The 25,705-nt window shown below is 62.2% G+C and carries 22 protein-coding genes; 13 read left to right on the plus strand and 9 right to left on the minus strand.

The window, feature by feature from the left end:
• Positions 1–26: 26 nt before the first annotated feature.
• Positions 27–893, minus strand: a complete 867-nt coding sequence (locus PSH81_RS06805; protein ID WP_226457708.1) for a LysR substrate-binding domain-containing protein — start codon at positions 891–893, stop codon at positions 27–29.
• Positions 894–1,024: 131 nt separating this feature from the next.
• Between PSH81_RS06805 and PSH81_RS06810 the strand changes: the two genes are divergently transcribed.
• Both PSH81_RS06810 and ccoM read left to right on the plus strand, forming a co-directional pair.
• Positions 1,025–1,186, plus strand: a complete 162-nt coding sequence (locus PSH81_RS06810) for a hypothetical protein (protein ID WP_010563587.1) — start codon at positions 1,025–1,027, stop codon at positions 1,184–1,186.
• Positions 1,187–1,329: 143 nt separating this feature from the next.
• Positions 1,330–1,446, plus strand: a complete 117-nt coding sequence (ccoM, locus tag PSH81_RS06815) for a cytochrome c oxidase subunit CcoM (protein ID WP_003172387.1) — start codon at positions 1,330–1,332, stop codon at positions 1,444–1,446.
• A 163-nt stretch (positions 1,447–1,609) separates the two neighbouring features.
• Here ccoM and PSH81_RS06820 read toward each other — a convergent pair whose 3' ends face one another.
• Both PSH81_RS06820 and PSH81_RS06825 read right to left on the minus strand, forming a co-directional pair.
• Positions 1,610–3,085: an inorganic phosphate transporter gene (locus PSH81_RS06820; protein WP_192299288.1), complete on the minus strand. Its 1,476-nt coding sequence runs from the start codon at positions 3,083–3,085 to the stop codon at positions 1,610–1,612.
• A gap of 323 nt (positions 3,086–3,408) precedes the next feature.
• Positions 3,409–3,609, minus strand: a complete 201-nt coding sequence (locus PSH81_RS06825) for a hypothetical protein (RefSeq protein WP_003172389.1) — start codon at positions 3,607–3,609, stop codon at positions 3,409–3,411.
• 526 nt (positions 3,610–4,135) lie between these two features.
• Between PSH81_RS06825 and pcaR the strand changes: the two genes are divergently transcribed.
• The 11 genes from pcaR to pcaC all read left to right on the plus strand — a co-directional run bounded on the left by pcaR (position 4,136) and on the right by pcaC (position 14,954).
• Positions 4,136–4,978, plus strand: coding sequence for a pca regulon transcriptional regulator PcaR (gene pcaR, locus PSH81_RS06830; protein WP_305392211.1), 843 nt, complete (start codon positions 4,136–4,138; stop codon positions 4,976–4,978).
• Positions 4,979–5,125: 147 nt separating this feature from the next.
• Complete coding sequence (locus PSH81_RS06835) at positions 5,126–6,466, plus strand: MFS transporter (protein WP_226457709.1); 1,341 nt, start codon at positions 5,126–5,128, stop codon at positions 6,464–6,466.
• A 300-nt stretch (positions 6,467–6,766) separates the two neighbouring features.
• The gene (locus PSH81_RS06840) at positions 6,767–7,624 is read left to right on the plus strand and encodes a CoA transferase subunit A (protein WP_226455225.1); all 858 of its coding nucleotides are present in this window, start codon (positions 6,767–6,769) and stop codon (positions 7,622–7,624) included.
• Positions 7,624–8,403, plus strand: a complete 780-nt coding sequence (locus PSH81_RS06845) for a CoA-transferase subunit beta (RefSeq protein WP_192299284.1) — start codon at positions 7,624–7,626, stop codon at positions 8,401–8,403. The genes PSH81_RS06840 and PSH81_RS06845 overlap by 1 nt, the downstream gene beginning before the upstream one ends.
• A complete protein-coding gene (pcaF, locus tag PSH81_RS06850; protein ID WP_226455439.1) occupies positions 8,400–9,602 on the plus strand; it encodes a 3-oxoadipyl-CoA thiolase in 1,203 nt (400 codons plus the stop codon). Before PSH81_RS06845 ends, pcaF begins: the two co-directional genes overlap by 4 nt.
• 17 nt (positions 9,603–9,619) lie before the next feature.
• Positions 9,620–10,324: a protocatechuate 3,4-dioxygenase subunit beta gene (pcaH, locus tag PSH81_RS06855; RefSeq protein WP_192299283.1), complete on the plus strand. Its 705-nt coding sequence runs from the start codon at positions 9,620–9,622 to the stop codon at positions 10,322–10,324.
• 1 nt (position 10,325) lies between these two features.
• Positions 10,326–10,892, plus strand: a complete 567-nt coding sequence (gene pcaG, locus PSH81_RS06860) for a protocatechuate 3,4-dioxygenase subunit alpha (RefSeq protein WP_305392212.1) — start codon at positions 10,326–10,328, stop codon at positions 10,890–10,892.
• Positions 10,893–11,081: 189 nt separating this feature from the next.
• On the plus strand, positions 11,082–12,377 hold the full coding sequence (locus PSH81_RS06865) for an MFS family transporter (RefSeq protein ID WP_226455226.1): 1,296 nt from the start codon (positions 11,082–11,084) through the stop codon (positions 12,375–12,377).
• A 10-nt stretch (positions 12,378–12,387) separates the two neighbouring features.
• A complete protein-coding gene (locus tag PSH81_RS06870; RefSeq protein ID WP_305392213.1) occupies positions 12,388–13,743 on the plus strand; it encodes a 3-carboxy-cis,cis-muconate cycloisomerase in 1,356 nt (451 codons plus the stop codon).
• A 10-nt stretch (positions 13,744–13,753) separates the two neighbouring features.
• Positions 13,754–14,545: a 3-oxoadipate enol-lactonase gene (gene pcaD, locus PSH81_RS06875; protein WP_226455228.1), complete on the plus strand. Its 792-nt coding sequence runs from the start codon at positions 13,754–13,756 to the stop codon at positions 14,543–14,545.
• Between the two features lie 10 nt (positions 14,546–14,555).
• Positions 14,556–14,954, plus strand: coding sequence for a 4-carboxymuconolactone decarboxylase (gene pcaC, locus PSH81_RS06880; protein ID WP_226455229.1), 399 nt, complete (start codon positions 14,556–14,558; stop codon positions 14,952–14,954).
• A gap of 123 nt (positions 14,955–15,077) precedes the next feature.
• Here pcaC and PSH81_RS06885 read toward each other — a convergent pair whose 3' ends face one another.
• From PSH81_RS06885 to PSH81_RS06910, 6 genes are all read right to left on the minus strand, one after another.
• Entirely contained in the window at positions 15,078–15,977 is a 900-nt protein-coding gene (locus tag PSH81_RS06885) for a polysaccharide deacetylase family protein (protein ID WP_305392214.1), read from the minus strand.
• A gap of 85 nt (positions 15,978–16,062) precedes the next feature.
• A complete protein-coding gene (locus PSH81_RS06890; protein WP_305392215.1) occupies positions 16,063–17,313 on the minus strand; it encodes an OprD family porin in 1,251 nt (416 codons plus the stop codon).
• Between the two features lie 143 nt (positions 17,314–17,456).
• The gene (locus PSH81_RS06895; protein WP_305392216.1) at positions 17,457–19,067 is read right to left on the minus strand and encodes a J domain-containing protein; all 1,611 of its coding nucleotides are present in this window, start codon (positions 19,065–19,067) and stop codon (positions 17,457–17,459) included.
• Between the two features lie 12 nt (positions 19,068–19,079).
• Positions 19,080–20,777, minus strand: a complete 1,698-nt coding sequence (locus PSH81_RS06900; protein ID WP_192299273.1) for a molecular chaperone HscC — start codon at positions 20,775–20,777, stop codon at positions 19,080–19,082.
• A gap of 309 nt (positions 20,778–21,086) precedes the next feature.
• Positions 21,087–22,544 (minus strand): AdeC/AdeK/OprM family multidrug efflux complex outer membrane factor, encoded by a 1,458-nt coding sequence (adeC, locus tag PSH81_RS06905; RefSeq protein ID WP_305392217.1) that lies wholly within the window; start codon positions 22,542–22,544, stop codon positions 21,087–21,089.
• On the minus strand, positions 22,541–25,702 hold the full coding sequence (locus PSH81_RS06910) for an efflux RND transporter permease subunit (RefSeq protein ID WP_305392218.1): 3,162 nt from the start codon (positions 25,700–25,702) through the stop codon (positions 22,541–22,543). The genes adeC and PSH81_RS06910 overlap by 4 nt, the downstream gene beginning before the upstream one ends.
• Positions 25,703–25,705 lie beyond the last annotated feature (3 nt).

Here is a 25,705-nt window from a genome sequence, read left to right on the forward strand (position 1 = left end):
GATCTCACACGACGTATCAAAATAACTCACGCGTCGCTGCAGGCTTCCTTCAACCACTGGCTGAAACACTCGGCCGCTGCGCTGAGGCGGCCTTGGGGGGCGATCAGCCAGTAGCCGATGTCACTGTGGTAGGGCGGCCAGTCGAAGGCTTGCACCAGGCTGCCGTCTTGGAGCCGACGCTCGATAAGGCGATGACGGCCCATGGCGATGCCTTGGCCGGCCACGGCGGCTTCGACCACGATGTTGTAGTCGTGCAGCATCACGCGGGGGTGACGGCTGAGGTCGACCTGGTAATGCGCAGACCAATCCGTCCATTCGAAGGGTTTGTGCGATGTAGCCATCAGCAACGGGCCGTCATGACGGGCCTTGAATGCCGGGCTGCATACGGGGGAGATCACTTCCGCCATCAGTCGGGTGGCCTGCACGTCGGGCCAATCGCCCTTGCCGTAGCGGATCGCCAGGTCGACTTCGGCACCGGCGACGTCGGCCAGTTGGATGGCTGGCAGCAGCTCGACCTGGATATGCGGGTAACGGTTGAGAAACCCGGCCAGGCGCGGCGCCAGCCACAGGGTAGCGAAGGAGGCGAGCAGGCCGATGCGCAACACCGTGGCGCTGGGTGTTGCCCGCTGGGTGCGGGTGGCGGTGGCAATTGCATCGAGGGCAGGGCGGATTTCATCGTAGTAGCGTTGGCCGTCGGCAGTCAGATCGATCGCACGGGTGCGTCGGATGAACAGCGGTTTGCCCAGATGCTGTTCAAGTTTCTGTACTTGATGGCTCAACGCACTCTGGGTCACCGACAGCTCTTGCGCCGCCTTGATAAAGCTCAAGTGCCGCGCCACGGCTTCGAAGGCGCGCAGGGCCAGCAACGGCGGAAGGTCCTTGTGCAGTGCCACTCGCGTGCGCTCCAGTACCAATGGGAAGTGCCGATTTTGGGCGATGACCTGCCTTTTGTCGCCCGCTGATTTGCCGTCGGGCGGGGCAGGCCGCATTATTGAGGCATTTCCGCCACGACGTAAGCCAAGCCATGAGTGATGACGACAAGCTGATTGACCTGAATGCCGAACGTGCCAAGCGTGTGCATGACCTCAATGACAAACGCCTGAATGAAGTGCGCCAGGCATTCGAACAAGCGATGCCGTTGGGCAAAGTTAAGAAAAAATCAAAGAACAAACCGAAAAAGCGTTGAAACAACCTGCATCTGTTGATGCAGGTCAGTTATTGCCCTTCTTTACGCCCCGTCGTGGGCGACATTGATCCCCGTCAATTTTCCAATCCACCTTCTCGATTAACTTAGCCCTATCGCAACAGGGCAAGTGCAGGAGGCCGGTCATGTTTATCGACAATGTGGTATTTGCCGGAGTGCTGACCGTCAGCCTCATGGTGTTGTTTTTTGTAGGGTTTGGAATTTTTATCTGGAAAGACGCGAACAAGCGTAAAAAACCATAGGGCTTTCCAGGTTACATGAGCACGCAAGGCATTTTGGGCGACTTCGGTCGCCCTTTTTTTTGCCTGTAATTTAATCAACAAGACATTTTTATTGAGCTTGGCTACAGGCATAAAAAAAGGTGCGACCCTCGCGGATCGCACCTTTTTTATTGCAAGCAGACTATCAGTTGCCCAGCGCCTTGGACGCCAGCCAGAACAGCCCGGCCGACAGGCCCACGGTTGCCGGCAGGGTCAATACCCACGCCATCAGGATGGTCTTGACCGTACCGCCTTGCAGGCCGCTCTTGTTGGCGACCATGGTGCCGGCGACGCCCGACGACAGCACGTGGGTGGTCGACACCGGCAGGCTGAAGATGTTGGCCAGGCCAATCATGCTCGCCGTGGTGATCTGTGCCGACATGCCCTGGGCATAGGTCATGCCCTGCTTGCCGATTTTCTCACCGATGGTCAGTACCACACGCTTCCAGCCCACCATGGTGCCCAGGCCCAGGGCCAGTGCAACCGCGAGGATCACCCAGAACGGTGCGTACTCGGTGGTGGCGGTCAGGTCTTTGCGCAGCTTGTCCAGGTCGGCCTTCTCACGGGCTTCCAGGCCCGGCAGCTTGCCGACTTTCTTGGCGGTATCGTCCAGGCAGAGCAGGTAGCGACGTACTTCGATACGGTGATCGGCGGTCAACGAGTGGTAGTCGGACACACCTTTCAATGTCTCCATCAGCGCACTGATAGTGGGTTCGGTCTGCTGCGGGTTGCACTGGAACTTGCCCGGCAGGTCATCCTTCACGCTTTTGCCCAGGGCCAGGAACTCGCCAAGGGTGGCACTGTTGCGCTGGTAGAACTGGCTCAAATGCACCGTGGCGTCGCGGGTGCGTTCGATCTGGTAGGTGGTGCTGCCCAGGTCGAGTACGAACTGCGCCGGCACGATACCGATGAGTACCAGCATGATCAGGCCGATACCTTTCTGGCCATCGTTGGAACCGTGCACGAAGCTCACGGCCATGGCGGAGATCACCAGGACCAGGCGGTTCCAGAAGGGCGGGTGCTTTTTGTCGTCGAGCTTGCGGCGCTGGTCCGGCGTCTTGTGCATCTTCGACAGCGGGCGCCACCACTTCAGGCCGATCAGCACCAGGGCTGCGACCAGGAAGCCGGCCATCGGCGAGAACACCAGGGAGGCGCCGATATCGATCGCTTTCTGCCAGTTCACGCCATCGGCCAACGGGATGTCGTTGATCAGGGCGTTGGCCAGGCCGACACCGAGGATCGAGCCGATCAGGGTGTGGGAGCTGGACGCCGGGATACCGAAGTACCAAGTGCCCAGGTTCCAGGTGATCGCCGCCGCCAACAAGGAGAAGACCATGGCCAAGCCGTGGCCGGTGTTCACATTGATCAGCAACTCCACCGGCAGCAAGTGCACGATGGCGTAGGCGACACCGACACCACCGAGCAAAACGCCGAGGAAGTTGAACACCCCGGAGAAGAACACGGCCAGGTGTGGCGGCATGGCTTTGGTATAGATGACTGTGGCCACCGCGTTTGCGGTGTCATGAAAGCCATTGATGAACTCGAAGGCGAGGACAAAGGCCAGGGCGAGCAACAGGCTCACTAGAACCCAAGCATCCAGTCCGCTGAATAAATCGATCATGAAGGTTTTCTGACCCGGTCGTAAGGGGGCGCGATTATGCCAGAAAACCTCAGTAATCGATGCATTAGCTGCTCATCGGTAACAATCTTCATTGAAAAAGCCTGGGGGAAAGGCGCCTATCCCAGGGTTTTCGGGGCTTTGACAAGTCTTTGATTTATAAAGCACAAGGCTTGCAGGGCAGGGAATTGCCATGAAAATGGCATGCCTGAAACATTTGTATGAAATTTCGTCTGCGACTGTAGGTCGCTTGTTAGAGGAGTGGCTGCCCTCAGCTGGCAATACGCCAGCCAAGGTGGCAAATCCTGGCGCTCGGGCCGAAGTGCTTATGGCTCTTCGGCTTTGAGTTCCTGTTCAATCTTTTGGATTTCCTGGGCAAAGGCCTGGTCAAGCAGGCTGGCGCGTTTACGCCAAGGTTTGCGTTCAGGTTCTGGCTGGGCGGCGTAGGTGGTGACTTCCCCGCCGTAAACGTCCTTGTAACGTTGTTCCTGGCGCTCAAGTTCCGCGCGCAGTTCATCTTTTGTCACTTTATTGAATACCTGATTGAAGTGAGTTGAGTTTAATTGCCGTACAGGGGTGTATTGGACAGTCGTGCTCAGGCAATTCCAAGTTGAACCCTTCAAGTTTGAAAGTCGTGCCTGGAGTCCATTCAATAAACCGGTACTTGTGACCGACGTCACACACTGAGTGTGCCGCCTGGCGAGCTCTGGTCCCGATTATCAAACCGGGCTGACCTCTGCACAGCTTGCAGTATAGCGGCGCATTTGAATAACACTATCACCATAAAGTTAAAAATCGACAACTTTGTGTGAGCGTTCTGTTACTTGAGCGCGTGCGTAATTGCTGAAAATCTGGCGTCAAGAAATATCTCCTCTTCATGCTGTTGCGAGGCGCCACCCAGCTTTATGATCCGGGCGGGGTGAATTGCGATAATCGGATATGTGTTCGATAATCGCCCAGCGTTGCGGGGCGGACATTGTGTCTGGCGACCCGCGGGGCTTGTAATAGAGGCCAAACCTTTTGTGGTTGAAAACAAGAAAAAGGATCCCTGAGATGAACGATCAACTGCGCAACTCTTTCGCATCAGTGGCGCCACCGATCGTGGCTTCACCGGCCAAGCGGATTCAGGCGTTTACCGGCGATCCGGATTTCATGACCTCCCTGGCCCGTGGCCTGGCCGTGGTGCAGGCGTTCCAGGAGCGCAAGCGGCACCTGACCATTGCGCAAATCAGCCATCGCACCGAAATCCCCCGCGCCGCCGTGCGCCGTTGCCTCTACACGCTGATCAAGCTCGGCTACGCCACCACCGATGGGCGCACCTATTCGCTGCTGCCCAAAGTGCTGACCCTCGGCCATGCGTACTTATCGTCCACGCCGCTGGCAGTGTCGGCGCAGCCTTATCTGGACCGCATGAGCGAGCAACTCCACGAAGCCTGCAACATGGCCACCCTCGAGGGTGATGACATCCTCTACATCGCCCGCTCCGCCACGACCCAGCGCCTGATCTCGGTCGACCTGTCGGTAGGCGGGCGCCTGCCGGCGTATTGCACCTCGATGGGCCGCATCCTCCTTGCCGCACTGGACGACGCCTCTTTACAGGACTACCTCGACCACGCCGACCTGCAAACCAAGACCAGCCGCACCCTGACCACGCCGACGGCCTTGCTCGACTGCCTGCAAAAAGTACGTCAGCAAGGCTGGTGCATCGTCGATCAGGAACTGGAGCAGGGCCTGCGTTCCATCGCCGTGCCGGTGTATGACGCGTCTGGCCAGGTGTTGGCCGCGCTCAACGTCAGCACCCACGCCGGACGCGTCAGCCGCAACGAGCTGGAGCAGCGTTTCCTGCCGAGTATGCTCAGCGCCAGTCGCGAACTGAGCGCGCAGCTGTTTACCTAAGGTGTTCGGTGACCGCACAGATCCCGGCTCGGTCAATTGACGATGTTTCCCCTGGCTTATTAATGTGCGGCAGCGCTCTAGGGCGCGCCCCAATAATAATGATGACCAAAGGTTGTCAGCCCGCCCATCGGTGTGGAAATAACAATAATGAATCAGCCTTCTGTCGGTACTACCCTGGACGTCCAGTCCTTCATCAACGCCCAGCCGTTGTCACGCTACCAGTGGCGTGTGGTGATCCTGTGTTTCCTGATTGTCTTCCTCGATGGCCTCGACACGGCGGCCATGGGCTTTATCGCGCCGGCCTTGTCCCAGGACTGGGGCATCGACCGCGCCAGCCTCGGCCCGGTGATGAGCGCCGCGTTGATCGGCATGGTCTTCGGCGCCCTCGGCTCGGGCCCGCTGGCCGACCGCTTCGGGCGCAAAGTGGTGTTGGTCGGCGCGGTGCTGGTGTTTGGTGCGTTCAGCCTGGCGTCGGCCTACAGCAGTAACGTCGACCAGTTGCTGGTGCTGCGCTTTCTCACCGGGCTCGGCCTGGGGGCGGGCATGCCGAATGCCACCACGCTGCTCTCCGAATACACCCCCGAGCGCCACAAGTCGCTGCTGGTGACCAGCATGTTCTGCGGTTTCAACCTGGGCATGGCCGGTGGCGGGTTTATCTCGGCCAAGCTGATCCCGGCGTTCGGCTGGCATGCCCTGTTGATGATCGGCGGCATTCTGCCCTTGATCCTGGTGGTGGTGCTGATGCTCTGGCTGCCGGAGTCGGCGCGTTACCTGGTGGTGCGCAATCGTGGCACCGACAAGGTGCGCAAGACCCTGGCGCCCATCGAACCGAATATCGTCGCCCAAGCCACTGCGTTCAGCGTGCCCGAGCAAAAAACCGTCAAGGCGCGCAACGTCTTCGCGGTGATCTTCTCCGGCACCTACAGCGCCGGCACCTTGCTGTTGTGGCTGACCTACTTCATGGGCCTGGTGATCGTGTACCTGCTGACCAGTTGGTTGCCGACCCTGATGCGCGACAGCGGCGCCAGCATGGAACAGGCCGCGTTTATCGGTGCACTGTTCCAGTTTGGTGGCGTGCTCAGTGCGGTCGGTGTGGGGTGGGCGATGGACCGGTTCAATCCGCACAAGGTCATCGGCACTTTCTACCTGTTGGCCGGGGTGTTTGCCTACGCGGTCGGCCAGAGCCTGGGCAACATCACGCTGCTGGCAACCTTGGTGTTGATCGCCGGGATGTGCGTCAACGGTGCGCAATCGGCGATGCCATCGCTGGCCGCACGTTTCTACCCAACCCAGGGCCGTGCCACGGGCGTGTCGTGGATGCTCGGCATCGGTCGCTTCGGCGCGATCCTCGGCGCGTGGATGGGCGCGACGTTGCTGGGGCTGGGCTGGAATTTCGAGCAAGTGCTGACGGCACTGGTGATTCCGGCTGCGCTGGCCACGGCTGCGGTGGTGATCAAAGGCATGGTCAGTCATGCGGATGCGACCTAGCGCTTGGCGCTGATGCTATGCCGACCGGGTTTATGTGGGAGCGGGCTCGCTCGCGAATGCGGTGGGTCAGTGAATACATGAGTTGACTGATACACCGCATTCGCGAGCAAGCCCGCTCCCACAGGGGGCCGTGCCCACTTTAGGCCTGCATGGAGAAAAGATTAGCTAGACAACAATCGGTTCGATAATCGAACACTGAGTCGATTATCGGATTGTTTGGCGCATTCCCCCGACTTAACCTTCAAAGCACTTCGGCGCCACCTCCGCGCCTTTTTTGATCCACACCGGGAGCCCAACCCCATGGCTGAAATGCTCACCCTGACCGACGCGGTAAAGCGCTTCGTGAACGACGGCGATACCGTTGCACTCGAAGGTTTTACCCACCTGATCCCTACGGCAGCGGGTCATGAAATCATTCGTCAGGGCAAGAAAGACCTGACGCTGGTGCGTATGACCCCTGACTTGGTCTACGACCAATTGATCGGTGCCGGTTGCGCCCGCAAGCTGATTTTCTCCTGGGGCGGCAACCCGGGCGTGGGTTCCCTGCACCGCCTGCGCGACGCGGTCGAGAAGCAATGGCCGCAACCGCTGGAGATCGAAGAACACAGCCACGCCGACCTGGCCAATGCCTACGTCGCCGGTGCTTCCGGCCTGCCGTTCGCGGTGCTGCGTGCCTACGCCGGTTCCGACCTGCCCAAGGTCAACCCGCTGATCAAGAGCGTGACGTGCCCGTTCACCGGCGAAGTGCTGGCGGCGGTGCCGTCGGTGCGCCCGGACGTGACCGTGATCCACGCGCAAAAGGCCGACCGCAAGGGCAACGTGCTGCTCTGGGGCATTCTCGGTGTGCAGAAGGAGGCGGCCCTGGCGGCCCAGCGCTGCATCGTCACCGTGGAAGAAATCGTCGATGACCTGAATGCACCGATGAACAGCTGCGTATTGCCGACCTGGGCCCTGACGGCCGTGTGCCATGTACCCGGTGGCGCGCATCCGTCCTACGCCCACGGCTACAACGAGCGCGACAACCGTTTCTACCAGGCGTGGGACCCCATCGCCCGTGACCGCGAGACCTTTACCGCCTGGATCGATGAATACATCCACGGCACTGCCGACTTCAGTGAATTCCAGGCCAAGCTGACCACACAGCAGGAGGCCCAGTAATGGCTTACTCGACCAATGAAATGATGACCGTCGCTGCCGCGCGCCGTCTCCAGAATGGCTCCGTGTGTTTCGTCGGCATCGGCTTGCCGTCCAAGGCTGCCAACCTGGCGCGCCTGACCTCCTCGCCGGACGTGGTGCTGATCTACGAGTCCGGCCCGATTGGCGCCAAGCCGAGCGTGTTGCCGCTGTCCATCGGTGATGGCGAGCTGGCGGAAACCGCCGACACCGTCGTGCCCACGGGTGAGATCTTTCGCTACTGGCTGCAAGGCGGGCGCATCGACGTCGGCTTTCTCGGCGCAGCGCAGGTTGACCGCTTCGGCAACATCAACACCACCGTGGTCGGTGACTACCACCAGCCCAAAGTGCGCCTGCCGGGTGCCGGTGGCGCACCGGAAATTGCCGGCTCGGCCAAGAGCGTGCTGATCATCCTCAAACAATCGGCGCGTTCGTTTGTCGACAAGCTGGACTTCATCACCTCGGTCGGCCACGGCGAGGGCGGCGATTCGCGCAAGCGTCTGGGCCTGCCGGGCGCCGGTCCTGTCGGGATTATTACCGACCTGTGCATCATGGAACCGGAAGCGGGCACCCATGAGTTTGTGGTCACCGCGCTGCACCCCGGCGTGACCCGCGAGCAAGTAGTGGCTGCCACTGGTTGGGCAATTCGGTTTGCCGACCAGGTCAGCACCACCGCCGCACCGACCGACCTGGAACTGAGCGCCCTGCGTGACCTCGAAGCGCGCACGGCGGCCGCCCACGGCCAAGCGCCTGGAGAAGCCTGATGCGTGACGTATTTATCTGTGACGCGATCCGCACGCCCATCGGCCGGTTCGGCGGTGGCCTGGCCACGGTACGCGCCGATGACCTGGCGGCGTTGCCGATCAAGGCGCTGATCGAGCGCAACCCGTCGGTGGATTGGAATGCCGTCGACGAAGTATTTCTCGGCTGCGCCAACCAGGCCGGTGAAGACAACCGCAACGTCGCGCGCATGGCGCTGTTGCTCGCGGGCCTGCCGGAGAGTATTCCCGGCGTGACCCTCAACCGATTGTGCGCCTCGGGCATGGACGCCATCGGCACCGCGTTCCGTGCGATCGCCAGTGGCGAAATGGAGCTGGCGATTGCCGGCGGCGTCGAGTCGATGTCCCGGGCGCCGTTCGTGATGGGCAAGGCCGACGCGGCGTTCTCACGCACGATGAAACTGGAAGACACCACCATCGGCTGGCGTTTTATCAACCCGCTGATGAAGGCCCAGTACGGCGTGGATGCGATGCCGCAGACCGCCGACAACGTTGCCGATGACTACCAGGTTTCCCGCGTCGACCAGGACGCCTTCGCCCTGCGCAGCCAGCAACGCACCGCCGCCGCACAAGCCGCCGGGTTCTTCGCCGAAGAAATCGTGCCGGTACGGGTTGCCCATAAAAAAGGCGAGACGCTGGTAGAACACGATGAGCATCCACGGGACACCACCCTGGAAGCCCTGGCCAAGCTCAAACCCGTGAACGGCCCGGACAAAACCGTCACCGCCGGCAATGCTTCCGGTGTGAATGACGGTGCCGCCGCCTTGATCCTGGCCAGCGCCGAGGCCGTGCAAAAACACGGCCTGACTGCCCGCGCCCGCGTCCTGGGCATGGCCAGCGCCGGTGTCGCGCCGCGTGTAATGGGGATCGGCCCGGTGCCAGCGGTACGCAAGTTGGTGGCGCGCCTCGGTTTGGCGGTCACCGACTTTGATGTCATCGAACTCAACGAAGCTTTCGCCAGCCAAGGCTTGGCGGTACTGCGTGAACTGGGCATTGCCGACGATGCGCCGCAGGTCAACCCGAATGGCGGCGCCATCGCCCTCGGCCATCCCCTGGGCATGAGCGGCGCGCGCCTGGTCCTGACGGCTTTGCATCAATTGGAAAAAACCGGCGGCCGCAAAGGCCTGGCGACCATGTGCGTGGGCGTCGGCCAAGGCTTGGCCCTGGCGATTGAACGCATCTAATAAAAGAGGACTGCACCATGAGTGACAAGCCTGGATACCGGCGCCCGCAAGCGGGCACTCAACCTGATTACCTGCACCCGGCCTACCAGTCGACGAACGTCCGTTCGCCGTCCCAGCCGTTGGTGTTTCTGCCCCATTCCTTGTCGGAAATCACCGGCCCGACCATCGGCGCCGAGCGGATCAACGCGAAGGACAACGACCTGACCGCCCAGCATGACGGCGAGCCCCAGGGCGAACGCATCATCATTCACGGCCGCGTGCTCGACGAAAACGGCCTGCCTGTGCCGGGCATTCTGGTGGAAATCTGGCAGGCCAACGCCGCCGGGCGCTACAACCATAAGCGCGACCTGCATGACGCGCCGCTGGACCCGAATTTCACCGGCACCGGCCGTACCGTCACCGATGCCGATGGCTGGTATCAGTTCCAGACCATCAAGCCCGGCGCCTACCCGTGGGGCAACCACCACAACGCGTGGCGCCCGGCGCATATCCACTTTTCGCTGTTCGGTCCCAGCGTGCTGACGCGCCTGGTCACGCAGATGTACTTCCCCGGCGACCCGCTGCTGGAATACGACCCGATCTACAACTGCGTGCCGGACACCCGCGCCAAGGAACGCTTGATCGCCCGTTTCGACCTGGAAAAAACCATTCCTTCCTATGCCCTCGGCTACCGCTGGGACATCGTCCTGCGCGGCCGCGACGCCACGCCGATGGAGAAATGAGATGACACTCAACGCGACCACGTCCCACACTGTCGGGCCGTATTACCACATCGGCCTGACCTGGCTGAACCGCGAAGACCTGACCACCGCCGCCACCCTCGGCGAACGCGTGGTAATCAGCGGGCAAGTGCTGGACGGCAACGGTGAAGTCGTCAACGACGCTATGTTGGAAGTCTGGCAGGCCAACGCCGCCGGCAAGTACGACCACCCGGAAGACGAGCAGGACAAGGCCGTCGACCCGAACTTCGAAGGCTTCGGCCGCGTACCCGTGGATGGGGAAGGGCGGTTTCGCTTTACCACCATCAAACCGGGCGCAGTGCCGGGGCTCAAGGGCACGACCCAGGCGCCGCACCTGGTGGTGCTGGTGTTTGCGCGGGGCCTGGTGAAGCACTTGCTTACGCGGATCTACTTTGAGGGCGAGCCAATGAATGGGGATGACCCGTTGTTGGCGTGTGTACCTGCTGAGCGGCGTGAGACTTTGATTGCCAAGCAGGATGCGGAGGGTGTGCATCAGTGGAATGTGATTTTGCAGGGGACCGACAAGGAGACGGTGTTCTTCGATTATTGAAGTGGTCTTGAGGGCCTCATCGCAGGCAAGCCAGCTCCCACATCTTGATGTGTGAACACCGTCAAAGGTGGGAGCTGGCTTGCCTGCGATAGGGCCAGTTCGGCCACCCCACCTCTAAAGGTCTTGTTGTGGAACGAGCTTGTTGCAAAGTATGTCTAGGCTATAACCGTTCCCACTGAGTGAAAAATCATGACAACAACCACCAGTCACTACACCGGAGAAGAACGCAGCAAACGGATTTTTGCGATTGTCGGTGCTTCCTCCGGCAACCTCGTAGAATGGTTCGACTTCTACGTCTACGCCTTCTGCGCCATCTACTTTGCCCCGGCCTTCTTCCCTTCGGACAACCCCACGGTGCAACTGGTCAACACCGCTGGCGTGTTTGCTGCCGGCTTCCTGATGCGCCCCATCGGCGGCTGGCTGTTCGGTCGCGTGGCCGACAAACACGGGCGCAAGAACTCGATGATGATCTCGGTGCTGATGATGTGCGCCGGCTCCCTGGTCATCGCGTTTTTGCCCACCTACAACGACATCGGCGTGTGGGCGCCGATCCTGCTGCTGATCGCGCGGCTGTTCCAGGGTTTGTCCGTGGGCGGCGAGTACGGCACCACCGCGACCTACATGAGTGAAGTCGCGCTCAAGGGCCAGCGCGGGTTCTTTGCCTCCTTCCAATACGTGACCCTGATCGGCGGTCAACTGCTGGCGGTGCTGGTGGTGGTCATCCTGCAACAGATCCTCACTGAGGAAGAGTTGCGTGCCTGGGGCTGGCGGATTCCGTTTGTGATCGGTGCCGTTGCGGCGGTGATCTCGTTGCTGCTGCGCCGTACGCTCAAGGAAACCACCAGCAAGGAAATGCGCGAAGACAAGGACGCCGGCAGCATTGCCGCCTTGTTTCGCGACCATAAGGCGGCGTTTATCACGGTGCTGGGCTACACCGCTGGCGGCTCGCTGATTTTCTATACCTTCACCACCTACATGCAGAAGTACCTGGTGAACACGGTCGGCATGCACGCCAAGACGTCGAGCTACATCATGACCGGCGCGCTGTTCCTGTATATGTGCATGCAGCCGGTGTTTGGCATGCTGGCAGACAGGATCGGCCGCCGTAACTCGATGCTCTGGTTTGCCGGCCTTGGCACCTTGTTCACCGTGCCGATCCTGCTCACCCTGAAAACCGTCAGCAGCCCGTTCCTGGCCTTTGTGCTGATCACCCTGGCGCTGGCGATCGTCAGCTTCTACACCTCCATCAGCGGTCTGGTCAAAGCGGAAATGTTCCCGCCCCAGGTGCGTGCGTTGGGCGTAGGCCTGGCGTATGCGGTGGCCAATGCGATCTTTGGCGGCTCGGCGGAATTCGTCGCGCTGAGCCTCAAATCCATCGGTATGGAAAACAGCTTTTATTGGTACGTCACGGCGATGATGGCAATCGCTTTCCTGTTCAGCTTGCGCTTGCCGAAACAGGCGGCGTATCTGCACCACGATCTGTAAGGGACGGGTTATGACATTGCGCACGAGCAATCAACTGTTCGACGCTTACTTCACGGCGAGCAGCATGGCCGAGGTGTTCTGCGACAGAGGACGCTTGCAGGGCATGCTGGATTTCGAGGCTGCGTTGGCCCGGGCCGAGGCGAAGGTCGGGTTGATCCCGCAGGCCGCCGTTGCGCCGATTGCCCAGGCGTGCCTGGCCTCGCTGTACGACGTCGATGCCCTCGGCGTGGCGATTGCCACGGCGGGCAACTCGGCGATTCCGCTGGTGAAGGCCCTGGGTAAGTTGATCGCCAGTGAAGACGCCGGTGCCGAGCGTTATGTACACCTGGGCGCCACCAGCCAGGATGTGATGGACAGCGGCCTGGTGCTGCAACTGCGCCAGGCGCTGACGCTGATCGAAACGGACCTGGCGCGCCTGGGCGATATTCTGGCCGCCCAGGCCCAGCGCTATGCCGACGTGCCACTGGCCGGGCGCACCTGGTTGCAGCATGCGACGCCGGTCACGCTGGGGATGAAAATCGCCGGTTGGCTGGGGGCGGTGACCCGTAGCCGGCAACGCCTGGCCGAATTGAAACCGCGTTTGCTGGTGCTGCAATTTGGTGGCGCCTCCGGCACGTTGGCGGCGCTTGGCGAGCAGGCACTGCCGGTGGCACAAGCCCTGGCCGATGAGTTGCAACTGAGCCTGCCCGAACAACCCTGGCACACCCAGCGCGATCGCCTGGTGGAGTTCGCCAGCGTGCTGGGCCTGATCGCCGGCAGCCTGGGCAAACTGGGGCGCGACATCAGCCTGTTGATGCAGACCGAAGCGGCCGAGGTGTTCGAGCCCTCCGCGCCGGGCAAAGGTGGCTCGTCCACCATGCCGCACAAACGCAACCCGGTGGGCGCTGCCGTGCTGATCAGCGCCGCCACCCGTGTGCCCGGGCTGGTGGCGACGATGTTCAGCGCCATGCCTCAGGAACACGAGCGCAGCCTGGGCCTGTGGCATGCCGAATGGGAAACCCTGCCGGAGATCTGCCGGCTGGTGTCCGGCGCGCTGCAACAGGCGTTGCTGGTGAGTGAAGGTTTGGAGGTCGATTCTGAGCGCATGACGCAAAACCTCGATCTGACCCAAGGCCTGGTGTTGGCCGAAGCCGTGAGCATCGTGCTCGCCCAGCGCCTGGGCCGTGAGACCGCACACCATCTGCTGGAGCACTGCTGCAAACGCGCGGTCGCCGAAGGGCGGCACTTGCGTGCGGTGCTGGCGGACGAACCCCAGGTCACCGCCGAACTGTCAGCGGCCGAACTCGACCGCCTGCTCGACCCTGCCCATTACCTGGGGCTGGCCCACACGTGGGTCAGCCGCGCGGTAACCGAACATTTCTCTTGAGGAGACCACCGTGGCCTTTGTACAACTCGCCGATGGCGAACTGCATTACCAACTGGACGGCCCCGTGGGCGCGCCGGTCTTGGTGTTGTCCAACTCCCTGGGTACTGACCTGCACATGTGGGACATCCAGATCCCGGCGTTCACCGAGCATTTTCGTGTGCTGCGCTTTGATACCCGTGGCCATGGCAAATCCCTAGTCACGCCAGGGCCCTATAGCATCGAGCAACTGGGCCGCGACGTGATCGCGCTGTTGGATGCGCTGGATATCCAACGCGCGCATTTCTGTGGCTTGTCCATGGGCGGCTTGATTGGCCAGTGGCTGGGCATCCATGCGGGGGAGCGCCTGCATCGCCTGGTGCTGTGCAACACCGCTGCCAAGATCGGCACGCCGCAGATCTGGAACCCGCGTATCGAGATGGTCCTGCGCGACGGCACGGCGGCAATGGTCGCCCTGCGTGATGCGTCGATTGCGCGCTGGTTCACTGCCGACTTTGCGGCGGCCAACCCGCACCAGGCCAAGCAGATCACCGACATGCTGGCCGCCACATCCCCCGAAGGTTATGCCGCCAACTGCGCCGCCGTGCGCGATGCGGATTTTCGCGAGCAACTGGCGTTGATCAAGGCCCCGACCCTGGTGATTGCCGGTACCGACGACGCTGTTACGCCACCAGAGGGCAGCCGCTTTATCCAGAACCATGTGCAGGGTGCCGAATACGCCGAGTTCTATGCGGCGCACCTGTCCAATGTCCAGGCCGGCGCAGCGTTCAGCGACCGGGTTGTCGAATTTTTGCTGGCCCACTGAGGAGTCTTTTGTGGACGAGAAACAACGTTACGCCGACGGCCTGCAAGTGCGCCGCGAAGTGCTGGGCGACGCCCATGTCGATCGCAGCCTCAATGCCTTGACCGAGTTCAACAGCGAGTTCCAGGACATGATCACCCGCCACGCCTGGGGTGACATCTGGACCCGTCCGGGCCTGCCTCGGCACACCCGCAGCCTGATCACCATTGCGATGCTGATCGGCATGAACCGCAATGACGAGTTGAAGCTGCACCTGCGTGCAGCAGCCAGCAATGGCGTGAGCCGTGCCGAGATCAAGGAAGTGCTGATGCAGAGCGCGATCTACTGCGGGATACCGGCGGCGAATGCGACGTTCCACCTGGCGGAGTCGGTGTGGGATGAGCTGGGCGTGGAATCCCGCCAACCCTCCTGAACCTGAAACACAGTAAAAAGTGTGGGAGCGGGCTTGCTCGCGAATGCGGTGGATCAGCCAATACATCTGGTACTGACAGACCGCATTCGCGAGCAAGCCCGCTCCCACATTGATTTTTGTGTGTCAGTGGGAATCCGCGTCCCACACCCAGTTCCACACGCCCGGCAGGTGCACCGGTTCGCTCACATCCTTCACCGTGCGGGCCAGCGCGGCGCGTTCGAGCTGGGCCGTGTCGGTGTAGAACGGCTCGGCGGCAGTATTCATGCCGTTGATCCGTGCGCTGTCCAGCAAGATCTGCAAGTACTCCTGCATATGCCGCGCGGTATAGCGGTTGATGTCATGAAACGTCACCACCACTGGAATCACCCCGTCCACCGTCGGCAATTCACCCAGGGCGATGCGCTCGCGCACCACCGACAGTTGGCGATACAAATTCGCGCGGCGCCGCGGGCTGCCGTTGAAACCCCAGATCTTGCCGTCGTTGGCACTCAAGTCGGTGAGCAGCACGTGCATGCCATGACGCTGGTAGGCGGCGAAGGTGCGGCGGTCGTAGTTCCAGAACGGTGGACGTACCAGCAGGGGCGGGCGGCCTGTGATCGAAGCGATGTCGGCCGCGCCTTGGGTTAGGGTGCTTTCCAGTTCGGTATCGTTCAGCCAGCGATGGTTGGTGTGGAACGTTGTGGCCGTGTGGAAGGCCAGGACATGCCCGCCGGCGTACTCGCGCTCCATGGTCTTGCGCCCGCGGGAGCTGCCGCCGGAGCGTGAGGATTCGGTCTGCAGGAAGAACACCGCCTTGATCCCCGGCAATACCGGGTTGTGCGCCAGGTCGTTGATCACCGAACGGCTCGGGTTGTTGTAGCCCGAGGCGCTGGGGCCGTCATCGAAGGTCAGCAGGAAGCGGATCGGCGCCATGCTCTGCAGGCGTTGCTCGGTCTGCGGCGTGAGGGCAATGGGTGCGCCGATGCAGCCGCTGAGGCTCAGGGCCAGGGCTAGCAGGGCGCACGCTAAAGCAAAGGATTTCATGGTGTGCACGGGCTCGAATAAAAAGCCGCTGCTGATTCAGCTCAGCAGCGGCAGGCGCGCACCATACAGCAAGGTCGATGACGGTTTACAGCAGACTGATCGGGTAACTGACGATCAACCGGTTTTCATCGAACTCGTTGTTGCTGTAGTCGCGGCGCATGCTGGAGTTGCGCAGGCGCACATTGAGGTTTTTGGCCACACCGCTTTGCACGGTATAGCCCACTTCGGTTTCGCGGCCCCACTCCTTGCCGTCAGTGATGGTGCCGGTGTGCACGTTGCTGCCACTGATGTAGCGGTTCATCAGGGTCAGGCCCGGCACGCCGAGGGCGGCGAAGTTGTAGTCGTGGCGCAGTTGCCAGGACTTTTCCTGGGCGTTGTCGTAGCTGGAGTTGTAGCTGTCGTTGGCCAGGGTGCCGCCGCTGGTGCCGTTGACGCGCATCCAGGCGTTGTTGCCGGTGAGTTTCTGCAGGCCGACGTAGAAGGTGTTGCCGCCGTATTTGGCCGAGAACAGGCCGGACCAGGTCTTGTTGTCGAGGCTGCCGGCGCGGGCGCTGCCGTCGTCCTTGCCGTAGAAGAAACCAAGGTTGGCGCCCAGGGTCCAGTCGCCCAGGGGTTGGCTGTGGATCAGGTTGACGTATTGCTGGCGGTAGATGTCCTTGAGCTGGGCGTTCCAGAGGCCGACCTGGGTGCGCTTGTCGTTGAACGCATATTCACCGCCCTGGAAGTTGAAACGGTCGGACGTGAAGGCGGTTTTACCGACCATCGACATGTCGTTCATGCTGCTGTCGTCACGCGGGCTGTTGGCGCGGAACTGGCCGCCATACAGGGTCAGGCCGTCGATTTCCTTGGAGGTGATCTGCCCGCCGCGCAAGGTTTGCGGCAGGGAGCGGCCATCGTCTGCGCGCAGGATCGGCAGTACCGGCATCCATTCGCCGACCTTCAGCTCGGTCTTCGAGATCCGCGCCTTGAACGCCACGCCCAGACGCCCGAACTCGTCCGCCGGGCGGCCATCGTGGTCCAGTGGCAACAACTGGGTGCCGCCGGTGCCGCGCCCACCATCGAGCTTCAACGAATACATGCCCAGCACATCCACCCCGAAACCCACCGTGCCCTGGGTGAAGCCGGACTTGGCGTCGAGGATGAAACTCTGCGTCCACTCCTGCGCGCCGCCCTGGGTCTTGGTCGGGTTGGTGTAATTGCGGTTGAAGAAGAAATTGCGCAGGTTGAGGTTGGCGCTGGCGTCTTCCAGGAAGCCGTGCTCTTCGGCGACGACGGGCAAGGCAAGGCTGGTGACGGCGGCAGCCAGCAACAGCTGGCGAGGGTGGAACGTGCTCATGGCGTTGAACCTATTGTTATTGGAGGTGTGCAGGTGCGGGCCATGGTGCGGGGCGGTATGCAGGCGGTTCAATCGGGGGGAGGCGGGTTGTGGGCGGTGATCGCACGCAAGTTGCCGGGCAGTGGCGCCCGGCGTTTATGCGCCTAGAGCACGTGCATCAGGCTGGTCCAGGGGATCTCGGGCAAATAGCGCTGGCACAGCAGCGTAGCGGGCACCATCACCGCCAGGAATGCCACCTGCAACGGACTCCAGTGGGCCCAGTGCAGGCCGCTGATCCACGGGTAAAGCTGCTCGAAGTTCTCGCTGGGTTGGCCGATGCGCCTGCGGTGAAGCAGGTGGATCAGGATCATTCCCAGGTAGCCCAGCATGCCCATCACCCCCAGCAGCAGGCCAAACATCCACAACATGCCCAATTGCGGGATGCCGTGGCGCAATACCAGCCACTGCTGATGCGGGTTGAACCGTTCGGGCAGCAGGCGCTCTGTCAGCCACAGGTCGGGGATGATCAAGCGAGAGGTCAGGGCGGCCCATAGCTGTGTGGAACGGATAGCGATGAACGCTGGAATGAGCGTCAGCAGCACCACCATCACCGCTTCGGTGATCATCTCCGATTTGGTCTCGGGCGCGACGGCCAGTGCCGCGGCCAGGGCCAAACCGCCCCACACCCTTATCCAGCTGCGATGGGACACCGGGCGTGGCAGGAATTTACGCCAGAAAAACACGTCGGCCTGGGGCAGGCGTTCCAACAACTGCGGGTAACGCCAGTTGAGGGTTTGGGCCAGCTGTTGGCAGGCGTGCCAGTCGTTGTCGCTGAACTGCGCCGTCATCCAGTTTTGCTGGGTCTTGGACATCGGCGTCAGCAGCAGGCGCGCCGCCATGGCATCGGCGGATTTCCAGGTGCGGTCCTCGGCCTTGGCCTGCAAGTGTTCGAAAAAGCTCTCCTGTTCACAGCGCGTGACCAGTTCGCGCCACATCCAGGCCGGTTCCGGGAACACGCCGGCCTGGTCGTCCCAGCCGAACGCCTGGCACACGCGCTCGAACAGCGGCACGCTCCAGGTGGTGTCATGCAGCAGGTGCAGGACGATGCGTTGCCACTGTTGTTGCAGGTCGAACACCCGCAGCCAGGGTTGGCCGGTCATTTGCGTGAGTTGGGTGATGAACTCGCGTTCGGCCTTCTGCTCCAGCAGCTCCTGCAAGGTGCGCCGGTACTCCTGCAACAACTCGCCGCTCAGCGCGTCGTGCTGCCACGGGGTCATGGCCACCTGTTGCCAGGGTGTCAGCCATTCAAGATGCTGCACCGCCCAACGGGTAATCGCGGCGCGCTCGCCTGGGCTTTCGAAGCAGTGGCGCAACAGGCCGGCCTGGAACGCCTCGGTGCAGCCCTGTTGTTGGGCCTGGGCCCAGCGTTCGTCCAGGTTGTGCAGGGTGAGGCCGTTGATCAGCGCCTGGGCCGGGTCGGGCCGGGGCGTTGCAAGCGGGGCAGGAGGGCGGGCGTTGACGTCCATCAGTTCGGCGAGGTCGTTGAGGTTGCCGTAGGCCGATTCGGCCACGGCGGCCGGTACGGTCTCGGCCTCTTCTTCCCAGTCTGCCCGCCAGCGTGCGTAGGCCAGGGCTTCTTCGTAGGCTTCGCGCAGGCGCTGGAAGCCTTCGGCGTCATCGTCCGGGCGGCAGTTTTTGAGGAGCCGCGCGTAGGTGCGTTTGATGCTGCGTTCGTCGCTCTCTTGCGGCAGTTGCAGTACGGTCCAACAATCCATGTGGTTGTTCCCTTAGCGCCAGAACCCGTTGTCGAGCTGCTCAAGTTGACGGGTCAGTTCGCTGCGGGCCTCGCGGATGCGGCGTTCGTCCTGGGTGTCGAGCACCTGCTGGAACTGCGCGGCCCAATGGCCGAGTTGTTCGCGCAGCTCGCCGAGGTTTTCCTGGTAAAGGCGTTCGAGGCGGGCGCTGAGTACGGTGTTGACCTGCTGGTCGCGCGGGTGGACCTTGAGCAGCGCCAAGGCTTGCAGGCGTTGCTGGATCTCGTCCGGGCTCAACACGCCAGGGTTGTTCTCGATCACCAGCGAGTGCTGCTCGCCGGTCAGCGGGATCTTCACCTGGGCTTCGAGCAGGCCGTTGTTGTCGTAGGTGAAGCGCACGTCCAGGGACACTTCACCGGCTTTGCGCTTGGGCACGGCAATGTCCAGTTGGCCCAGTTCGATGTTGTCTTTGACCAGCCGGCTTTCGCCCTGGTAGATCTTCAGCAGCACCTGGCTCTGGTTGTCGTGCAGGGTCACGACGGTCTTGACCCGGCTCACCGGCACGCTGCTGTTGCGTTCGATCAGCGGCAGGTAGTGGCCGCTTTCGATATGGCCACCGTATTGGTGCGAGGTTTCGATGCCGAGGGTGTAGGGGCAGACGTCGGTCAGCACCACTTCTTCCAGCGCCGCCGAACGTGCCTTGAGTGCCGCCTGGATCGCGGCGCCGTGGGCGACCACCTGGTCCGGGTCGAGACTGATGGAGGGGAAGCGCCCGAACAAACCGGCGGCGAGTTTACGCACCAGCGGCATGCGCGTGGTGCCGCCCACCAGCAGGATTTCATCGAGGTCGCCCACGCGGATCCGCGCATCGCGCAGGGCCCGTTCGATTGGCGCCCGCAGGCGTTCGAGCAGCGGCGTGTAGAGCTTGGCGAGCTCCTGCTGGGTGATGGTTTTGACCCATTGGCGGCCGTCGACGCGCAGGGCGAACTCGGCGCTGTCGTCCTGGCCCAGGGCTTTGCGCACGCGCTCGGCTTCGCGGCGCAGGGCGTGCAACACGCTGCTGGTGGGCGGGAAGTCGGCGGCGTTGCGCTGGCTGTCGACGAAGTGTTCGAGCAGCAGGGTGTCGAAGTCTTCGCCGCCGAGGAAGTTGTCGCCGGCGCTGGCGCGCACTTCCATGACCCCGTCGAACAGCTCGATGATCGACACATCGAAGGTGCCGCCGCCGAGGTCGAAGACCAGGAACGAGGTTTCCTTGTCGCGCTGGTGCAGGCCGTAGGCGAGGGCCGCGGCAGTCGGTTCGTTGATCAGTTTGTCGACGTTGAGCCCGGCCAGTTCACCGGCGATACGCGTGGCTTTGCGCTGGCCGTCGCTGAAATACGCGGGCACGCTGATCACGGCGTCGGTGACGGTGTGGCCGTAGGTGCGTTCGATGTCTTCCTTGAGGCTTTTGAGCACCAGTGCCGAGAGTTCTTCGGGACGGAACGAACGGTCGCCCAGGCGCACTTCGGTGGCGCTGCCCATGTAGCGCTTGAACAGCGAGGTCGTCAGGTGCGGGTGGGTGTGCAGGCGTTCCTTGGCGGCCTGGCCTACCAGGATGCGGCCTTGGTCATCCAGGCCGACCACGCTTGGGGTCAGCAACTCGCCAAGGGCGTTGGGCACCATTTCGGCGGCATCACCGCGCCAGACAGCGGCGAGACTGTTGGTGGTCCCCAGGTCGATTCCTACGATCATTACGACAAGCTCCCTCTGTGGTCTGTAAGAATCTGTGACCAATTTTATCCTGAAAGGTTAAGCGAAATGCAAGGCGGCGGGTTTAGGGGGGGCTGATGGGGTTTGACCAAGCGCCGCTAGACCAATGTGGGCGCTGGCTTGCCTGCGATGCAGGCACCTCGGTGTGTCAGTTGCACCGCGGCGATGCTATCGCAGGCAAGCCAGCTCCCACAAAAGCGAGGCTCCACAAGCCAGCGCCTAGATGCGCCACATTCAGGGCATAAAAAAACCGCTTCCGGTGAGGGAAGCGGTTTGTTCACAGCGGTGCGATCAGAACAGCTTCAGCGCCGGTGCTTCTTCTTTCAACGCCTCGGTTTTCGCAGTCTGCGCATTCCAGCCACCGCCGAGGGCCTTGTACAGGTTGACCTCGCTGGTGAGCTGCGCCAGGCGGTCGGTGATCAGCGATTGCTGGGCACTGAACAGTTGGCGCTGGGCGTCGAGGAAGGTCAGGTTGCTGTCGACACCAATGCGGTAGCGACGCTCGGCCAGGCGGTAGTAGTCCTGGTTGGCGGCGACGAAACCACGCTGGGCCTCCAGTTGCTGCTTGTAGGTCTCACGTGCGGCGAGGCCGTCGGAGACTTCCTGGAAGCCGGTCTGGATCGCCTTCTCGTAGGTCGCCACGTTGATCTCTTTCTGGATCTTCGCGTAGTCCAGGCTTGCGCGCAGGCTGCCAGCGTTGAAGATCGGGATGTTGATCTGCGGGGCGAACGACCAGGTGCCCGAGCCGCCCTTGAACAGGCCGCCCAAGTCCGGGCTCAGGGTGCCGGCGTTGGCCGTCAGGCTGATGCTCGGGAAGAACGCCGCACGGGCCGCGCCGATGTTGGCGTTGGCAGCCTTGAGGTTGTACTCGGCTTGCAGGATGTCGGGACGCCGTTGCAGCAGGTCCGACGGCAAGCCAGCCGGTACGTCGCTGAGCAGGTCATCCGACAGCGGCTTACTGACCAGATTCGCCGGCAGGCCCGTGCCCAGCAGCAGGGTCAGGCTGTTTTCGTCCTGAGCCACCTGGCGGGTGTAACGCGCCAGGGCAACCCGGGCGTTTTCCACCGAGGTGCGCGCCTGGCTGAGGTCGAGGGCCGAGGCCACACCGACTTCGTTGCTGCGCGAGGTCAGCTTGAAGCTCTGCTCGTAGGCACCGAGGGTGTCCTGGGTCAGCTTGAGCAGCTCTTTATCGGCCTGCCAGGTCACGTAGGCCGTGGCCACGTTGGCGACCAGGCTGATCTGCGTGCTGCGGCGGGCTTCTTCGGTGGCGAAGTACTTCTGCAGGGCTTCTTCGCTCAGGCTGCGCACACGGCCGAACAGGTCCAGCTCGTAGGCGCTGATCCCGAGGGTGGCCGAGTACGAGCTGTTGATGCTCGACTCGCCGGTTTGCGAGGCACGTGCCGGTACGCGCTGGCGGCTGCCGCTGCCCGTGGCCGAGACGGCCGGGAACAGGTCGGCACGCTGGATGCGGTACTGCGCGGCGTAGGCGTCGATGTTCAGGGCCGCGACACGCAGGTCGCGGTTGTTCTCCAGGGCAACCTGGATCAGCTGTTGCAGGGCAGGGTCATGGAAAAACTGCTTCCAGCCCTGTTCGGCAGCGGCCTGGCTCGGCGCCTGGGCCGACGAATACGCCGGCCCCTGCGGGAACTGTGCGGCTACCGGCGCTTCGGGGCGCTGATAGTCAGGTATCAGCGAGCAGCCACTGAGCACGAATGCCGTGACAGCTAAGGAAAGGAGCGACTTGCTCATTGGCCAGCCTCTTTATGGATGTCAGTAGGTTCAGTCTTTTTACGCTCGCCCGCGGCGGACACGGTTGCGAAGAACAGCGGTACCCAGAAGATCGCCAGAACAGTCGCGGTGATCATGCCGCCGATCACGCCTGTACCAATCGCGTGCTGGCTGCCCGAGCCGGCGCCCGAGGAGATCGCCAGCGGCAATACGCCAAGGATGAACGCCATGGAGGTCATGATGATCGGCCGCAGACGCATGCGGGACGCCTCGATGGCAGCCTCGACAATGCCTTTGCCCTGCTCGTGCAACTCTTTGGCGAACTCGACGATCAGGATGGCGTTTTTCGCCGCCAGGCCCACCGTCACCAACAAGCCCACCTGGAAGAACACGTCGTTGGACAAGCCGCGCATGCTCGTGGCGATCAACGCACCGACCACACCCAGCGGTACGACCAGCACCACCGCAATCGGGATCGACCAGCTTTCGTACAGTGCCGCGAGGCAGAGGAAGACCACCAGCAGCGACAGTGCGTACAGCGCCGGCGCCTGGGAGCCGGACAGACGCTCTTCGTACGACAGACCGGTCCACGCGTAGCCGACACCCGCCGGCAATTGCTTGGCGATGCGCTCGACTTCAGCCATGGCATCGCCGGTGCTGTAGCCCGGTGCCGGGGTCCCGAGGATTTCCATCGCCGCTACACCGTTGTAGCGCGAGAGTTTCGGCGAACCGTAGATCCACTTGCCCGAGGAAATGGCCGACATCGGCACCATCTTCCCGGAGTCACTGCGCACGAACCATTTGTCCAGGTCTTCAGGCGACATCCGGCCAGCGGCCTCGCCCTGCACGTACACCTTCTTCACCCGACCACGGTCGATGAAGTCGTTGACGTAGCTGCCACCCAGGGCAATCGCCAGGGTCTGGTTGATGCTCGACAGCGTGATGCCCTGGGCACTGGCCTTCTCGTCGTCAACGGTCAGCTCGTACTGCGGCTCATCGTTCACGCCGTTGGGACGCACGCCAGCAAGGATCTTGCTCTGCGCTGCCATGCCAAGGAACTGGTTGCGCGCTTCCATCAGTTTTTCGTGGCCAACGCCGCCCTGGTCTTGCAGGAACACGTCGAAACCGGTGGCGTTACCCAATTCGAGTACCGAAGGCGGCACGATGGCGAACACCATGGCGTCCTTGAAGGCGCCGAAGAAGTAGCCCTGGGCACGCTTGGCCACTTCGAACACCGACGTCGAAGCATCACGCTCATCCCACGGCTTGAGCATCACGAACGCGAGGCCCGAGCTCTGGCCACGGCCGGCGAAGTTGAAGCCGTTTACGGTAAATACCGATTTGACGGCTTTGCCTTCGCCTGGCTCGCCTTCCTTGTCGTGCAGCAGGAAGGCGCGCATGTCGTCGATGACTTTCTGCGTGCGTTCAGCCGACGAGCCGACCGGGGTCTGCACCTGGGCGAAAATCACGCCCTGGTCTTCTTCCGGGAGGAATGCGCTTGGAATGCGGGTGAACAACCAGACCATGCCGAGGACGATGACCAGGTACACGAAAAACGCCGGGAATTTGTGCTTGATCATGTTGCCCACGCCGCGCTCGTAGCTCAGTACGCCACGGTCGAAGGTGCGGTTGAACCAGCCGAAGAAACCACGCTTGGGTTGGCCGTGCTTTTCCGGGTCGATCGGCTTGAGCATGGTGGCGCACAAGGCCGGGGTGAAGATCAGGGCAACCAGTACCGACAACGCCATCGCCGAAACGATAGTGATGGAGAACTGTTTGTAGATCACTCCTGTGGAGCCGCCGAAGAACGCCATCGGCAGCAGTACCGCCGAGAGTACCAGGGCAATACCCACCAGGGCGCCCTGGATCTGGCTCATGGACTTGACCGTCGCTTCTTTGGGCGACAAGTGTTCCTCGGCCATCACCCGCTCGACGTTCTCCACTACGACGATGGCGTCGTCCACCAGCAAGCCGATGGCCAGGATCATGCCGAACATGGTCAGGGTGTTGATGGTGAAGCCGAACGCCGCGAGGATGCCGAACGTACCCAGCAATACCACCGGTACGGTCATGGTGGTGATGATGGTGGCGCGGAAGTTCTGCAGGAACAGGAACATCACCAGGAACACCAGCACGATCGCTTCGACCAGGGTGTGAACGACACCGGAGATCGATTCGGTCACAACCGGGGTGGTGTCATACGGCACCACCGCCTTCATGCCTGGCGGGAAGAACGGTTCCAGGGACGCAACCGTGGCGCGGATGGCCTTGGCGGTGTCCAGGGCGTTGGCACCCGAGGCGAGCTTGATCGCCATACCGGACGCCGGCTTGCCGTTGAACTGTGCACTGATGCTGTAGTTCTGGCCGCCCAGTTCGATACGCGCAACGTCGCGCAGACGAACCTGCGAGCCATCGGCATTGACCTTCATCAGGATCTTGCCGAACTCTTCGGCGGTTTGCAGGCGGGTCTTGCCGATGATGGTTGCGTTCAGCTGGGTGCCGGGCAGGGCAGGCAGGCCGCCCAGTTGGCCGGTGGCCACCTGTACGTTCTGCGCGGCGATGGCGCTGCTGACGTCTACCGGGGTCAGCTGGTAGTTGTTCAGCTTGGCCGGGTCGAGCCAGATACGCATGGCGTACTGCGAACCGAAGACCTGGAAGTCACCGACACCCGCCGTCCGGGAAATCGGGTCCTGGATGTTGGACACGATGTAGTTGGACAGGTCGTCCTTGGTCATGCTGCCGTCTTCCGACACCAGACCGATCACCATCAGGAAGTTCTTCACCGACTTGGTCACGCGGATACCCTGCTGCTGCACTTCTTGCGGCAGCAGTGGGGTCGCCAGGTTCAGCTTGTTCTGCACCTGAACCTGGGCGATGTCCGGGTTGGTACCCTGGTTGAACGTCGCGGTGATGGTCATGCTGCCGTCGGAGTTACTGTCCGAGGCGACATAACGCAGGTTGTCGATACCGTTGAGCTGTTGCTCGATGACCTGCACCACGGTGTCCTGCACGGTTTGTGCGGACGCGCCTGGGTAGGTCACCTGGATGTCGATGGCGGTTGGCGCGATGGCCGGGTATTGGTTGATGGGCAACTTCAGGATCGACAGTGCCCCGACCAGCATGATCACCAGGGCAATTACCCAGGCAAAAATGGGACGGTCGATAAAAAATTTCGACATGGG

It is taken from the genome of Pseudomonas sp. FP2335, assembly GCF_030687535.1.
In the GTDB taxonomy this organism is placed as follows: domain Bacteria; phylum Pseudomonadota; class Gammaproteobacteria; order Pseudomonadales; family Pseudomonadaceae; genus Aquipseudomonas.

Bases quoted from the DNA above. Each gene is read 5' to 3' on its own strand.
- PSH81_RS06900 (WP_192299273.1), bottom strand. From the start codon at position 20,777: ATGATCGTAGGAATCGACCTGGGGACCACCAACAGTCTCGCCGCTGTC.
- pcaR (WP_305392211.1), top strand. From the start codon at position 4,136: ATGAACGATCAACTGCGCAACTCTTTCGCATCAGTGGCGCCACCGATC.
- adeC (WP_305392217.1), bottom strand. From the start codon at position 22,544: ATGAGCAAGTCGCTCCTTTCCTTAGCTGTCACGGCATTCGTGCTCAGT.
- PSH81_RS06865 (WP_226455226.1), top strand. From the start codon at position 11,082: ATGACAACAACCACCAGTCACTACACCGGAGAAGAACGCAGCAAACGG.
- PSH81_RS06820 (WP_192299288.1), bottom strand. From the start codon at position 3,085: ATGATCGATTTATTCAGCGGACTGGATGCTTGGGTTCTAGTGAGCCTG.
- PSH81_RS06845 (WP_192299284.1), top strand. From the start codon at position 7,624: ATGGCTTACTCGACCAATGAAATGATGACCGTCGCTGCCGCGCGCCGT.
- PSH81_RS06895 (WP_305392216.1), bottom strand. From the start codon at position 19,067: ATGGATTGTTGGACCGTACTGCAACTGCCGCAAGAGAGCGACGAACGC.
- PSH81_RS06840 (WP_226455225.1), top strand. From the start codon at position 6,767: ATGGCTGAAATGCTCACCCTGACCGACGCGGTAAAGCGCTTCGTGAAC.
- ccoM (WP_003172387.1), top strand. From the start codon at position 1,330: ATGTTTATCGACAATGTGGTATTTGCCGGAGTGCTGACCGTCAGCCTC.
- PSH81_RS06885 (WP_305392214.1), bottom strand. From the start codon at position 15,977: ATGAAATCCTTTGCTTTAGCGTGCGCCCTGCTAGCCCTGGCCCTGAGC.
- PSH81_RS06910 (WP_305392218.1), bottom strand. From the start codon at position 25,702: ATGTCGAAATTTTTTATCGACCGTCCCATTTTTGCCTGGGTAATTGCC.
- PSH81_RS06835 (WP_226457709.1), top strand. From the start codon at position 5,126: ATGAATCAGCCTTCTGTCGGTACTACCCTGGACGTCCAGTCCTTCATC.
- PSH81_RS06810 (WP_010563587.1), top strand. From the start codon at position 1,025: ATGAGTGATGACGACAAGCTGATTGACCTGAATGCCGAACGTGCCAAG.
- PSH81_RS06870 (WP_305392213.1), top strand. From the start codon at position 12,388: ATGACATTGCGCACGAGCAATCAACTGTTCGACGCTTACTTCACGGCG.
- pcaG (WP_305392212.1), top strand. From the start codon at position 10,326: ATGACACTCAACGCGACCACGTCCCACACTGTCGGGCCGTATTACCAC.
- PSH81_RS06890 (WP_305392215.1), bottom strand. From the start codon at position 17,313: ATGAGCACGTTCCACCCTCGCCAGCTGTTGCTGGCTGCCGCCGTCACC.
- pcaH (WP_192299283.1), top strand. From the start codon at position 9,620: ATGAGTGACAAGCCTGGATACCGGCGCCCGCAAGCGGGCACTCAACCT.